Source organism: Microbulbifer hainanensis (genome assembly GCF_014904735.1).
GTDB classification, from domain to species: Bacteria; Pseudomonadota; Gammaproteobacteria; order Pseudomonadales; family Cellvibrionaceae; genus Microbulbifer; species Microbulbifer hainanensis.
On sequence record NZ_JACZCR010000047.1, the window covers coordinates 154,381 to 167,929 of the forward strand.

Here is a 13,549-nt window from a genome sequence, read left to right on the forward strand (position 1 = left end):
AGGAAGTCACTGTGGAAGAATTTGAAGATTTCGACAACGAATTACCGAAGAGCAAGACCCGGGTCAAACAGGAGATGCACGAGCTGCAGGCCCTTGGCACCCAGCTGACCGAGCTGGGGGCCGCACAACTAGCCGAAGTGCCGATCAGCGACGATCTGCGCGAGGCGATCGCGACGCTGCACCGCATCAAATCGAACGAGGCGCGACGCCGCCAACACCAGTACATCGGCCGGCTGATGCGCAGTGAAGACAGCGAAGCGATTGAAGCGGTCATGACCCGGTTCAAGGAGCGCGACCAGCAACACCTGCGCTTCGACAAAATGGCCGAGGACTGGCGCAGCCGGCTGCTGGACGAGGGCAATACCGCACAGAGCGAATTCTTTAATCGCTACCCGAATGCAGATCACCAGCAGTTGCGCCAGCTGATCCGGGATTCGCACAGGGAAATCAAAAACAACAAGCCACCCACCAACCGGCGCAAGCTGTTCCGTTTCCTGCGGGACTTCTTTATCCAGGAAGCGGAATAGATATTCAGCAACGACGGGTGACAGGGGCGAACTTTGTGTTCGCCCTTTTATTTTGGGCCCTGAGGCTGGTCTTTGCGCGCTTTGCTCCGGCTCTGTGAAGGCCAAGGTTACGGGGCCATTGCGGCTTACTCTAAGGCCTCCGGCAACAAGGCCGCATTCGAAGTCATCTAAAGTACGCTAAACGAAAGAGGGCGAACACAAAGTTCGCCCCTACATCGAAAAACACTTGTAGCTGTGACTACTCGGCACTGGTCTCCGCCTGCCACTCGAACAGGTTCATTTCGATAAAGAAGAAGGCCACCAGCCACAGGAAGGCATCCCAGAAGTCCAGGAAGCTGCCGTTGATGCCCCAGTAGATGGCACACAACAGCAGCGTGGAATACAGCAGCACCTTGATCACCTGGGAGTAGCGCATCATTGAATTGGACAGTTCATGCCGTAGCTGTAGCCACACATCGAATGCCAGGATGACCACCACCAGCAACCAGGCGCCGGCATTCACCACGTCTGTTGCCGCCAGCCATTTGATCTCGTTCCAGGTACCCACCGTTGCCAGCACATGAATGTCGGCCTGGCGCAGTATATGGGCATCTGCCAGCGCCGCGCAGTTGTTTGCCGCCAGCGGCACATAGTCGTCCTGCCCCACCGCCAGTAGCCAACCGCCCTGATTGGCCAGGTCACAAACCGGCTGCGACAGTGGCAGCAGATGGGTCAGGGAAGCCATTTCGGCCACATAACCGTAAAACGAATAGAGAATAAACAGGTAACAGAAACCGGAAACGATATTCAGGGCCCACTTCACCCAGCCGTGGATCTTGTCATCGGCCAGGATAAAGGTCTCCAGCTCGAAAACCAGCAGTAGCAGCACCCAGGAAAGCGTGTCGATAGAATCGTTGTAGGCTTCGATTAGCTTGCCGAGCTGCATACCATCGGCAAAGACGGCACCCGCGGCAGCATGGTTTTCGGTAAAGAACGCATAAACGTTGTAAGCGAGTAACAGGTAAACAGCGTATTTGAATACCCGGAACAGCATGTAGCGGTTCGCGGGCGCACCTGGCAATGTGGCCGCTTCAGACATCTGTATGGACCTCTGTTGATTATTGTTTTACCTCTGCGCAGCGGTCACCCTAGTGCCGCAGACACAAATATCGAATAATTATTCGGTTTTTGCAACTGCCGGGATAAAATCCAGAGCCAGCGAGTTCAGGCAGTAGCGCAGACCCGTGGGCTGGGGCCCATCCCGGAACACATGGCCGAGATGTTCACCGCAGGCCGACAGCACCTCCGTGCGTTTCATACCCAGGCTGTAATCGGCCTTTAGTACGATATTCTGCGGGTAAGCAACGTCCCAGAAGCTGGGCCAGCCCGTGCCCGAATCGTATTTGTGTTTTGAACTGAATACCGGCAGGCGGCAGCCCGCAGTCACGTAGGTACCTTCTGCCTTATTGTGCAGCAACTTCCCGGTGTAGGCGCGCTCAGTCCCCTTTTCCCACAGGATCCGGTACTGCTCTTTCGGCAGCAGCTGGCGCCACACCGAATCGGGAATTGTCGACAGGTTGGTGCCCGCGGCAATGTTGGCCTTGGCCTGTTCGACGGTCATGCTCTGATCGCCGCGCTCGTCGGCCTCGCCACAGGCGGGAACCAGCGCCAGCATCAGACTCAGAGTGACCAGTTTCACAATACTGTTCATTAGTACACTCCCTCCCCTACCTCTACATTGTTATAGGGTTAGCGGAGTCCCGGTGGCGATTCAAAATGCGGACGCTCCCATCGCTGCTCCGGCGGCGCTGCCGGTCTCCTGCAGCTTTTGCGGTTGCGGCAGCAGTCGGTCGGGCACATCGGTTGCGGGCCTATCGTCCGGCGGCGGCCGGCTCTGCGCCTCCGCTTCCGATCCCTCCCTCTGGGCGCCCTCATCATCGAAGAGCTTATCGAAGCGAACCTGCGGTTCATCCCAGTCACCGCTAATGCGGTAACTGACGCTGGCCATCTTGTTGACCTGTTTCTTGAACGCCTTGCTGATCAGGTAGACCCCGGCGGCGGCCGGCAGCCCGCCGGCCAGTGCCGCGACGAGCGCCAGGTTATTGCCCACCGGCAGCGTCGCCACCAGGGTCAGGTTGAGGTCCTCGCGCTTCAGGTTCACGCGCCCGGCCATCTGCAGCTCGCTGGTGGGACCTTCCACCTGGATCGGTACCGAAATCAGCAGTTTGCCATCCCCCTCGAAATAGACTTCTCCGCGCACCTGGTCGAAAGCCATGCCACTCTGGTACAGATCGGAGAAATCCAGGCGCAGGCGGCGCGCCCAGGTATCGAAATTGAACAGCGACAGCAGCCGCAAAAACGCCGAACCGGCGGTATCGCTGGCGCGCAGGAAACGCCCCTTGCGAATATCGATTTTCAGGTCGCCGGAGAGACGGTCCGCAGACATCTGGGCCGGGGAGCCATCCCAGCGCAGCGCGGTATCAAATGTGGCGTATTCGCTCTCGATGGCCGGCTCCTGCCCCCAGGCTCGCTGGATATCTGCGAGGTCCGCAGCCGCCAGACGCCCGATAAACTGCGAGGATTCAGTGCCGTCGGCATTGCGCAGCCACATCAGTTGCGCGCCCAGCTTGTTCTCGCCTTCACCGCGCCCCTCGACGCGCACGCCGCGCGCGACACCCCGAATATCGCTGACCACCAAGCGCTGCGCAGACGGGCGCACACGGAAGGACCAGCGCCCCAGATCCTCGTCGCCAACGCGCAATTTGTCGGTACTGAAATCCACGTGAGGCAACTGGGTAAAATCGAAGCCGGCCCAGGGATCCACCGCGGGCTTCTCTGTGTCGCTACTGTCCGACTCGCCCTCCGCAGGCTGGGCCTTTTCCCGCGCCGGCAGATAGAGATGACTCAGATGCAACTGCAGTGGCGTTTCGGAATTCATCACGCCGTCCAGCTCGCCGGAAGCCATTTCGCTGTCAAACTGCAGCCGCCAGTCGGCGCCGAGCCCCCGCCCCTTGACGTGAATGTGATCGATATCGGCAGCACCGAGTTGCAGGTGATCGGTGCTCAGGTCCAGGGAAATCGGCAGGGGATTTTCTTCCGCCGGCAACCCTACACCGCTATCAACTTCAGGACTGCCGGAGGCCGGAGCAGAGTGGCCATCGCTACTAAAGACTTTCAGTCGATCCAGCCAGTGCGGCACATCGACTTGCGACAGGTCGCCGGAGATCTTCAGGCCGCGCTCTTCCGGTAGCACCGCCTGGGCGTTGAGGCCGATAGCAGCCCGGTCGACCACACCGTCTACCTGCCAGAACAACCCCTGCAAGTGTTCGCCGTAATTCATGTGGAACAGCGTGCCCTGCTCGCCAATCGGCGCCCGCAGTACGTATTCGGTGCTGACGTCCCGCGCCTTGCCAAACGGCGCGGGCAGGTCCACAGCGACGCCTTTCAGGTCGGAAGACAGCTCGAATATCGCCGCATAGGGTTTCTGCTTGGCCGACGCGGGAATTGTCACCAGGGCGTGATAATCAAAGACGCCATCGAGCCAGGCCAGTTCCGGCCGGCCGCTCCACTGTTGCACCGATTCAGCACTGCTGCTGCCGTCGATCACCACCTGGGTATCGCGCAAATCTCCCTCGCCCATGTGCTGGATGTGCGCCTGCAGGCGCCGTCCCCAGAGGTCCCCGGTAAGCTTGGTGCCGGCGAGGCCACGCTCACTGTCGTAGTGCACCTGCCCGTCCAGGCCGTCGATATCGAGACGCAGGTTCTGCAGCTTCAGCTCGCCGCCGCGCAGTGACACCTGTACATTCTGGCGAGGCGCCACGTTTGCGCCGCCGAGGGGCTGTGACAGGGTCAGGCTGCCGTCCATACGCCCACCCAGCTGCCAGTCGTCAAAGGCGCTGCCGAGTCGCTCGCGCAGCGGCGACTCGCGCAACAGTTTGAGACCGTCCGCCGCCGGGCCACTCAACTGGGCGCGCACACCGAGAATGGATCCATCACCGGCCGGATTTGGTGTGACCCCGACCTCAATGGAATGCGCATCGATATTCCAAAGCTTCGCGGTGCTGGCGTTGACCTGCACATCGCCGTCGTTGATCAGCAATCGCGCCGCAATGTCGCGCGCCGCCGGCCAGCCGGGAGCGTAATCGAGCGCGCCATCTTCGACATCTGCAGCCAGCTGCACTGTCTGGCGATCCGGGCGTTCGCCGAGCGCCAGCAGGCGGGCGTTGTCGCCCTCGTGGTAATTGGAACCGCGGTAGATAAACCCGGCGCGGGACACCCGTCCGGGATTCTTTTTACCCAGGCCGTGGTTCAGCCAGCTGCGCAGGTCCTCACTGACGGTGGTCGGGATCAGGTTCCGCTGCGCGGTAACCGGCGCATCGCGCAGCCCCAGCGCCAGAGTCAGATCCGCCGCCCTTGTGTGCGGATGGAACGGTAGGTCCAGCAGGAACTGCCCGTTGACCTCGCCCATCTCGCCGCGTAATTGCAGCGGCCCCGAATAGATGTCGACCGCATTGGCGTCCCGATCTACCGACCAGGCGACTGTGCCGCTGGCTCGCGTGAAATGGAATGCCTCGTCGTACAGATTGGGAAAATGCACACTGAAATCCTGACCGCCGCCGAATTCCACGCGGCCATTGGCTCCGTGCACTTCCAGGTAACCGTTCAGTCCCGTTACTGCCGGCGCCCCGCGATAGGCCTCCGCCACCAGATCGCGCACATTGGCACTTAGAGTGATCTGGCCTTCAGGATCGCGGGCAAACTGAATCCGCTCGAGACTGCCGGTCGGCTGCAGCGCCTGCAGCCAGTCAGCGGCAGGCCCCTTGAGCAGTGCCATGCGCTCCAGAATATGACTCCAGGCTCCGAGATCAACGCGGTCGACCGCCAGTTGCAGGCCGGTGGCAGTGCCATTTCGGGCCTGCAGGTTGAGTGGTGGCATCGGCAGGTCGTGCCAGCCGAGCTGGACATTCTGCAGCGCCAGCCGCCACTGCTCGCCCGGCTGCCAGTGTCCGGAAATATCGCCGGAAACGGATTCCAGCGGTGCCATCAGCGACGGCTCCGCCGGCTGATCGACAGTATCACCGTCGACCGCGTTCTCGGCCGCGTCGGTGCCGGCTGGCGCGCTGGCCAGATCCAGGCGGCCGCGCAGGCGGTAGCCCTCTTTTGCGTCGCTCTGCAGCCACAGGCTGCCCCGCGCCAGCTTCGGTCCGTTCCAGTGGTATTTCTGCGGTAGCGGCAGCATCTGCTGTAGCAGTGAGACAATATCTCCATCCAGCAGCAGCTCGTTGAGCTGAACATAGCCGTTGATGGCAAAGCGGGATTTGTCGCGGGGATTGCCACTGCCCTCCAATACCAGGCGCAATGTCTCCGCATGGGGCGTGGCCTCCGCAGCGGCACCAGGCTCACCGGGCAATTCCCGCGACAGGAAGGCGCGTGCGGTCAGGCGGTGAAAGCCGCCGCTGTTTTCCAGCAATATCTGTGGCAGGTTCATCTGCGCGGCCGGACCGTCTGGCAGGCGCAGGGTGATACTGGCATTGCGCACCTGCACCTTTGGGCCCAGCTGGAAAATACGCGCGGGATCCCCGAGGCGCAGGCCGCCCTCTGCACTGTCTGCAGGCGCCGCATCCTCTGCCACCGGGAAGCCTTCGATATGCCAGTCGCCGCTGGCCGTGCGACTCAGTTCCGCGGAAAAATCGTGTACCTGCAGGTTTTTCCACACCAGTTCGCGGTTCCACAGACTGGCTAGCAGGTCCAGGTGAAACAGGCCGTATCCCATCTTCACCTGGCCGTGATCGCCAAGGCGCAGGCCGTCCAGCTGCAGCGCCACCTCGAGGGCCTTCCAGCGCAGCGACAGGCCGTCCATCTGGACCGGTACACCGAGGCGCGAGGACAGCAACCGGCTGATTTCCGGGCGGTACTGCTCCACCTGCGGCGACAGGATACGGCCGGTCTGTACCAGGATCGCCAGACCGATGACCAGGGAGATCACCAGCAGCCAGAACTTACGCGCCAGCCAGCGCAGGGCGCCGATCATCACCGCACTCCCCGCGGACGCGGCACTGCGGGTCGCGGACACTGGGTGCGCGACCGGAACACGACGACGCTACGGCGTTCAGACCAGAACAATGTCGTACTGCTCCTGGTTGTAAATGGGCTCGACCTGGAACTGGATCGGCCGGCCGATAAATTCTTCGAGATCCGCCACATTGGCCGATTCCTCGTCCAGCAGCAAGTCGATCACCACTTGGCTGGCCAGCACCATGATCTTCTCGCTGTCGTAGGCACGGGCTTCGCGGATGATCTCGCGGAAGATTTCGTAGCAGACGGTCTCGGCACTCTTCAGCGTGCCGCGCCCACCGCACACTGAACAGGGTTCGCACAGGAACTGTCCGAGGGACTCCCGCGTGCGTTTGCGCGTCATTTCCACCAGCCCCAGTTCGGACACACCGGTGATGCTGGTCTTGGCGTGGTCGCGTTCCAGGGTCTTTTCCAGCGTCCGCAGCACCTGGCGCTGGTGCTCGGGATCTTTCATGTCGATGAAATCGATGATGATGATGCCACCCAGGTTACGCAGGCGCAGTTGGCGCGCGATGGCGGTGGCCGCCTCGAGGTTGGTCTTGAAAATAGTCTCTTCGAGGTTGCGGTGCCCGACAAAGGCACCGGTGTTCACATCGATGGTGCTCATGGCCTCGGTCTGCTCGACGATCAGGTAACCGCCTGACTTCAGCGTCACCTTGTTGTGCAGCGCCTTGCGGATTTCCTCCTCGACGCCGTAAAGGTCGAACAGCGGGCGCTCTCCCGGATAGTGCTCCAGGCGGCCGGCAATTTCCGGGGCGTATTTGCCGGAAAACTCCGCGGCACGACCGTGGGCCTCGCGGGAGTCGATGCGGATTTTCTCCGTGTGCGGCCGTGCCAGGTCCCGCAGCGCACGCATGAACAGCGGCAAGTCCTCGTAGATGATCGACGGCAGCGGGCGACTCTTGATGCGCTGTTCCAGTTCGCCCCACAGCTTGTACAGGAAGGGAATGTCCCGCAGCAGCTCTTCCTCGCTGACGCCCTCGGCGACAGTGCGCAGGATGAATCCGCCATCCCCGGACTGCCCTTCGTCCGCCAGTTTGGCCGACGCCTGCTCGACCAGTTCGCGCAGGCGTTCGCGCTCGCCCTCGTCCTCGATGCGGTTGGAGATGCCGATATGACGGGTCTGCGGCATATACACCAGGTAGCGCGCGGACACGGACAGGTGTGTGGTCAAGCGGGCACCCTTGCTGCTGATCGGGTCTTTCACCACCTGGACCAGCAGCGACTGCCCCTCGCGTACCAGCGCGCGGATATCCGCGACTTCCGTCGGTTCGCGGGATTCCATGCCCTCTTCATCCAGCGGCGCGATATCCGAGGCGTGGATGAAACCGGCCCGCTCAAGGCCGATATCCACAAACGCCGCCTGCATGCCCGGCAGCACCCGTACCACCTTGCCTTTATAGATATTGCCGACAATGCCGCGGCGCGCACTGCGCTCCAGGTAGACTTCCTGCAGCACGCCGTTTTCGACCAGCGCCACGCGGGTTTCCATCGGCGCCACGTTGATCAGTAGTTCTTCGCTCAAGTGATATCCTCCGCGCCGACCCAATAGCGGATTCCGGCGTTTTCCAGCATCGGTACCAGCGCCTCCAGCGGTAGCCCCACCACATTGCTGTAACTGCCACTGATGGATTCCACCAGCGCCGCGCCCAGCCCTTGAATGCCGTAGCCACCGGCCTTGTCGGCGGGCTCGCCGGTGCGCCAGTAGGATTCAATCACACGCTTATTGAGATGGCGAAAGCGCACGCGGGTTTCGACCACCTGGCTGAACTGGCGTCCACTACCGCGCAGGCAGAGCGCGGTCAGCACCGAATGCTCGCCGCCGGACAGGCTGTGCATCATGGATTCGAAGTCGGCGAAATTCTCCGGCTTTTCCAGCACCTTGTCGCCTGCGAGTACCAGCGTATCCGCGCCCAGTGCCCAGAGTTCGTCACCGGAATCCCCGGCCATAGACAACCCGGCCTCGGCCTTTTCCTGGGCCAGGCGGCGGATATAGTCCTGCGGGGTTTCGCCGGCGCGCTGCTGTTCCGGCACTGAAGGAGTAATGCGGGTGAAGGGCACACGGATCTGCGCCAGCAGCTCCGCGCGGCGCGGCGAGCCGGAGGCGAGCAGTAGGCGGCTGTCGGCAGAGGAGTTAGGCACGGTACTACTTATTTTCTTTGTGGATCAGCGACCGATTATAGCCGGACAGGTCGAAAAATGATCGCCCTTTACGCGGCTTTACATCGACTGCGGCGGGCAGTGACTTTAACGCCTTTTGCCGACATTTATTAGCACATATTTCTCAGAATTGAGCACTCAGACAATCAGCGGACCTGCAGGCGCCCCGCCACCGAGTTCAGCCAGGGAACGACCCAGGGCCACAGCAGCGCGCTGGTGATGGCGGGCCACAGGAAAGTCAGCCCGGGAACCGGTTTGCCCGACAGGCTGTGCACCCAGTTGCCCACCACCTGATTGATACCCACCAGCACGAAAACCCACATTAGCTGCTGGGCAGGATTGAACGCGCGCGTGCGTTGATAGGTGAGCAGACTGAAATAGGCGAGCACCGCCAGCGCCAACGCGTGGGTACCCAGGGTCGCGCCGGTCACCAGATCTTCCAGCACCCCCACCAGCCACGCGAAGCCAACGCCGAGGCTCTGCGGCATGCGCGTAATCCAGAATATGACCAGCAGTGCCGTAAAGGCGGGGCGAAACCACAGCCAGTTATAGGGCAATGGCATCACTGCCAGCAGCAATGACAGCAGGATGGTGACGGCGATAAACCAGCGATTATGGGGTTCCAACGCTCGCCTCTCCCGCATTGTCGCTATCGAGGACGGCGAGCACGAAACGGCTGCGATTCATACGCCCGCGGGGCTGAACGTCCGCCTCGACAAAAGCGTGGCCCGGATCGCGCTGCACGGAAATGACTTCGCCCACCGGGTAACCCGCCGGGAAGCGCCCGCCGAGGCCGGAACTGAGCAGCAGGTCGCCCACGCGGATATCACTGGTATTGGCCAGGTGACGCAGCTTGAGTCGATAGAGATCCCCGGTACCTTCGGCGACGGCGCGCACACTGTTGCGCAGTACCTGTACCGGTATCGCGTGACTGGCGTCGGTGATCAGCAGCACGCGGCTGGAGGATGCCCCCGCCTCGATCACCTGCCCCAGCAGGCCGCTGGCGTCCATGATTGGCGTTCCAAGGTGCACGCCGTCGTCGCGACCCTTATCGATCATCAGTACATGCTCGAGCGGGTCCGGCGAAACGCCGATTACCTGGGCCACCAGGACTTTTTCGTCGAGGGTCTCGGCGGAATTCATCAGCTCCTTGAGCTGGGTATTTTCTGCCTTGGCCGCCGCCAGCAACTGGCTGCGCTGTTCCAGCAACAGGACCTGGCGTTTGAGGCGGCTGTTTTCGTCCAGCAGCTCTTCGCGGGTGCGGAACTGCTCTTCTGCCCAGTCGCCGACGCGGCCGGGCGTTCCGGTAACCCAGTAGAACGGAGCCACCAGACTGGCGGCTTTCTCGCGCAACGGCTGAAGCCAGTCTGTATAGATATTGATGACAATCAGGACGGCCGCCGCCAGACCCAGCACGAGGATGCGGGATTCCGGGGAAGGGCCGCGAGTAAACAGCGGTTTAATGGGAAACCCCCATTACCAGGTCAGCCAGTGAATAGTTGTTATCGCAAGTGACTGCAGGCGCCGCGGCGCCTGCAGATCGGGACATTCGCTTAATTGGACACCAGGTACAGACGGCTCTTGTCCATCATGTCCAGGGCCTTGCCGCCGCCGCGGGCCACACAGGTCAGCGGGTCGTCGGCAACGATGACCGGCAGACCGGACTCTTCCATCAGCAGGCGGTCCAGATCGCGCAGCAGCGCACCGCCACCGGTCAGCACCATGCCGCGCTCGGCGATGTCGGATGCCAGTTCGGGGGGAGACTGCTCCAGTGCGCTCTTCACTGCCTGCACAATGCCGGTCAGCGGCTCCTGCAGCGCCTCGAGAATCTCGTCGGAATTGAGGGTAAAGCTGCGCGGCACACCTTCGGCCAGGTTGCGCCCGCGCACGTCGATTTCGCGCACTTCGCTGCCGGCGTAGGCACAGCCGATCTCTTCTTTGATTCGCTCGGCGGTCGCGTCGCCGATCACGCTGCCATAGTTGCGACGCACATAGTTGACGATGGCCTCGTCGAAGCGGTCACCGCCAATACGCACGGAATCCGAGTAAACCACGCCGTTCAGGGAGATGATGGCGATCTCGGTAGTACCGCCACCGATATCCACGACCATGGAACCGCTGGCCTCTTCGACCTTCAGGCCGGCACCGATGGCCGCGGCCATGGGCTCCTCGATCAGCCACACTTCGCGGGCACCTGCGCCCATGGCGGATTCGCGGATCGCGCGGCGCTCCACTTCGGTGGACTGGCAGGGGACACACACCAGCACGCGCGGGCTCGGGCGCATCCAGCTGTTTTCGTGCACTTTCTTGATGAAGTGCTGGAGCATCTTTTCGGTAACCTGGAAATCGGCGATGACGCCGTCTTTCAGGGGGCGGATAGCCGTGATATTGCCCGGTGTACGGCCCAGCATACGCTTGGCTTCGACACCAACGGCCTCGACGATCTTCTGGCCGTTGTAGTGGCGGATGGCGACGACAGAGGGTTCATCCAGAACTACGCCGCGATCGCGCACGTAGATCAGCGTGTTGGCGGTTCCCAGATCAATGGAGAGGTCACTGGAGAACATGCCCCGCAAACGTTTAAACATGGAATTCGATTACCTTGTACTAATTTTTTACTGCGCCCCGGGCGGGCGCGGCATTGGCAGACCAAAGCCTAGTTAGTCCACACAATAAATTCTGAGTTCCGAAGCGCATTTTGCGGCTTCGCGGCCGATGGCGCACAGACCCCGGCCAGAATCGGCAAACTCTAACAACGGTGCAGGTTCAGGGCAAGGAAGAATGCGCGAAATTCACACAATGCCCGGCAAGCTGTCCACCGTACACCCGCACCCGGCATCTGGGACAGTCGCGCAAGCCGCGGTCGCCGACACCGCCTTTGAGCCCGGAGTGAGCAACGCGCCGCGTAGATTTATGAGAATTCCGGCCTTCTGTGCTAAATTTGCGGCCCTCCTGCCCCGCACCCGAAGGGGACAATTCTTCATCGCCACCCAAGCTGGAGCCCTGTCGTCATGGCCGTAGACGAGCAAACTGTCGAAAAACTGGCGGAGCTGGCCCGCATTGCCATCTCCGAGGAAACCATTGAGGAAGTCAGCAGCCGGTTGGGGGATGTCCTGCAGCTGGTCGACCAGCTGCAGTCAGTCAATACCGAAGGCGTATCGCCGATGGCCCATCCCCTGGACGAAGTCCAGGTACTGCGGTCCGACACCGTGACAGAAGCCGACCAGCGCGAGGATTTCCTGGCCCTCGCTCCGCAAACCGAAGAGGGGCTGTACCTGGTCCCGAAAGTCATCGACTGACCAAACTTCGCCCCAACGCTCAAGAATAACGCGGGAAATTCATGCACCAGTTAACCATCGCCGAAATTATTCGAGGACTGCGCGACAAGCAGTTCTCCAGTGTCGAACTCACCCGGCACCTGCTCGAGCGCATCGCGCAACACGACAGCAACTACAACAGTTTCATTACCGTCACTGGCGAGCAGGCCCTGCAGCAGGCCGCTGCGGCCGACGAGCGCCTCGCCCGCGGCGATGCCCCGGCCATGTGCGGCGTGCCCATCGCACACAAGGATATCTTCTGCACGAATGGTGTGCGCACCAGCTGCGGATCGAAGATGCTGGACAACTTCGTTCCGCCCTACGATGCGGCGGTCGTGGAAAATTTCCAGCGCGCCGGCGCCATCTCCCTGGGCAAGACCAATATGGACGAGTTCGCCATGGGCTCTTCCAACGAGACCAGTTTCTATGGCCCGGTGAAAAATCCGTGGGACACCGCGCGCGTCTCCGGCGGCTCTTCCGGCGGCTCCGCTGCCGCCGTTGCGGCGCAGCTGGCCCCGGGCGCCACCGCCACCGATACCGGCGGATCCATTCGCCAGCCGGCGGCGCTAACCAATACCACCGGCCTCAAGCCCACCTATGGACGCGTGTCCCGCTGGGGCATGATCGCCTTTGCCTCGAGCCTCGACCAGGCCGGCCCCATTGCCCGCAACGCCGAGGACGTCGCCCATATGCTGTCGGTGATGGCCGGCAGCGACGAACGCGATTCCACCAACCTGAGGCGGGCACCGCAGGACTATACCGCCGACCTGGACAACCCTGTCGCCGGCCTGAAGATAGGTGTTCCAAAGGAATACTTCGGCGAGGGCCTCAACCCGGAAACCGCCGCGCGCGTGCAGGACGCCCTGAAGGAATACGAAAAACTGGGCGCGAAACTGGTGGAGGTCAGCTTGCCACATACCGGTCTCGCGGTACCGGCCTATTACGTTATCGCGCCGGCAGAGGCATCCGCCAACCTGTCGCGCTTCGACGGCGTGCGCTACGGCTACCGCTGTGAAAACCCCGCCGACCTGCGCGATCTGTATATGCGCTCCCGCGGCGAGGGCTTCGGCGACGAGGTACAGCGCCGTATCCTTGTCGGCACCTACGCGCTGTCCGCTGGCTACTACGACGCTTACTACAACAAGGCCCAGCAGGTGCGCCGCCTGATCAAGCAGGACTTTGTGCAGGCCTTCGAAAAAGTCGACGTGATCATGGGCCCCACAGCGCCGTCGCCGGCGTTCGCAATCGGCGCCAAGGCAGCCGATCCGGTCGCCATGTATCTCGAGGACATCTACACCATCGCCACCAACCTGGCGGGGCTCCCGGGCATGTCCCTGCCCTGCGGACAGGTCGACAACCTGCCCGTCGGCCTGCAGATTATCGGCAACTACCTGGACGAGGCGCGCATGCTCAACGTTGCGCACCAGTACCAGCAGGTAACCGACTGGCACCAACAGCACCCGGACTTGGCCAGCGCCGTCTAACCAGCGC

The 13,549-nt window shown here is 61.9% G+C and carries 11 protein-coding genes; 3 read left to right on the forward strand and 8 right to left on the reverse strand.

The genetic code is table 11. The features are described from left to right. Nucleotides 1-11: 11 nt before the first annotated feature. Nucleotides 12-527, forward strand: a complete 516-nt coding sequence (yjgA, locus tag IG168_RS17990; RefSeq protein WP_193165983.1) for a ribosome biogenesis factor YjgA — start codon at nt 12-14, stop codon at nt 525-527. A 238-nt stretch (nt 528-765) separates the two neighbouring features. Here the strand turns inward: yjgA and IG168_RS17995 are convergent, their stop codons facing one another. From IG168_RS17995 to IG168_RS18030, 8 genes are all read right to left on the reverse strand, one after another. Beyond that, complete coding sequence (locus IG168_RS17995) at nt 766-1,605, reverse strand: hypothetical protein (protein ID WP_193165984.1); 840 nt, start codon at nt 1,603-1,605, stop codon at nt 766-768. Nucleotides 1,606-1,683: 78 nt separating this feature from the next. Further along, nucleotides 1,684-2,217: a peptide-methionine (R)-S-oxide reductase MsrB gene (msrB, locus tag IG168_RS18000; protein WP_193165985.1), complete on the reverse strand. Its 534-nt coding sequence runs from the start codon at nt 2,215-2,217 to the stop codon at nt 1,684-1,686. A 60-nt stretch (nt 2,218-2,277) separates the two neighbouring features. Next, a complete protein-coding gene (locus IG168_RS18005) occupies nt 2,278-6,537 on the reverse strand; it encodes a YhdP family protein (protein WP_226877111.1) in 4,260 nt (1,419 codons plus the stop codon). 78 nt (nt 6,538-6,615) lie between these two features. Then, a complete protein-coding gene (gene rng / locus IG168_RS18010) occupies nt 6,616-8,106 on the reverse strand; it encodes a ribonuclease G (RefSeq protein WP_193165986.1) in 1,491 nt (496 codons plus the stop codon). Then, complete coding sequence (locus tag IG168_RS18015; RefSeq protein ID WP_193165987.1) at nt 8,103-8,723, reverse strand: Maf family protein; 621 nt, start codon at nt 8,721-8,723, stop codon at nt 8,103-8,105. The genes rng and IG168_RS18015 overlap by 4 nt, the downstream gene beginning before the upstream one ends. 164 nt (nt 8,724-8,887) lie before the next feature. Continuing rightward, entirely contained in the window at nt 8,888-9,367 is a 480-nt protein-coding gene (gene mreD / locus IG168_RS18020; protein WP_193165988.1) for a rod shape-determining protein MreD, read from the reverse strand. Next, nucleotides 9,354-10,205 carry a rod shape-determining protein MreC gene (gene mreC, locus IG168_RS18025; protein ID WP_193166023.1) on the reverse strand — a complete coding sequence of 284 codons (852 nt, stop codon included), beginning with the start codon at nt 10,203-10,205 and terminating at the stop codon, nt 9,354-9,356. The genes mreD and mreC overlap by 14 nt, the downstream gene beginning before the upstream one ends. Before the next feature lie 89 nt (nt 10,206-10,294). Then, nucleotides 10,295-11,329: a rod shape-determining protein gene (locus IG168_RS18030; protein WP_091386284.1), complete on the reverse strand. Its 1,035-nt coding sequence runs from the start codon at nt 11,327-11,329 to the stop codon at nt 10,295-10,297. 423 nt (nt 11,330-11,752) lie between these two features. Between IG168_RS18030 and gatC the strand changes: the two genes are divergently transcribed. Both gatC and gatA read left to right on the forward strand, forming a co-directional pair. Next, on the forward strand, nt 11,753-12,040 hold the full coding sequence (gene gatC, locus IG168_RS18035) for an Asp-tRNA(Asn)/Glu-tRNA(Gln) amidotransferase subunit GatC (RefSeq protein WP_193165989.1): 288 nt from the start codon (nt 11,753-11,755) through the stop codon (nt 12,038-12,040). Between the two features lie 41 nt (nt 12,041-12,081). Further along, nucleotides 12,082-13,542, forward strand: coding sequence for an Asp-tRNA(Asn)/Glu-tRNA(Gln) amidotransferase subunit GatA (gene gatA, locus IG168_RS18040; RefSeq protein WP_193165990.1), 1,461 nt, complete (start codon nt 12,082-12,084; stop codon nt 13,540-13,542). The last annotated feature ends 7 nt before the right edge of the window (nt 13,543-13,549 follow it).

Bases quoted from the DNA above. Each gene is read 5' to 3' on its own strand.
- IG168_RS17995 (WP_193165984.1), bottom strand. From the start codon at position 1,605: ATGTCTGAAGCGGCCACATTGCCAGGTGCGCCCGCGAACCGCTACATG.
- msrB (WP_193165985.1), bottom strand. From the start codon at position 2,217: ATGAACAGTATTGTGAAACTGGTCACTCTGAGTCTGATGCTGGCGCTG.
- IG168_RS18005 (WP_226877111.1), bottom strand. From the start codon at position 6,537: ATGATCGGCGCCCTGCGCTGGCTGGCGCGTAAGTTCTGGCTGCTGGTG.
- IG168_RS18030 (WP_091386284.1), bottom strand. From the start codon at position 11,329: ATGTTTAAACGTTTGCGGGGCATGTTCTCCAGTGACCTCTCCATTGAT.
- gatC (WP_193165989.1), top strand. From the start codon at position 11,753: ATGGCCGTAGACGAGCAAACTGTCGAAAAACTGGCGGAGCTGGCCCGC.
- gatA (WP_193165990.1), top strand. From the start codon at position 12,082: ATGCACCAGTTAACCATCGCCGAAATTATTCGAGGACTGCGCGACAAG.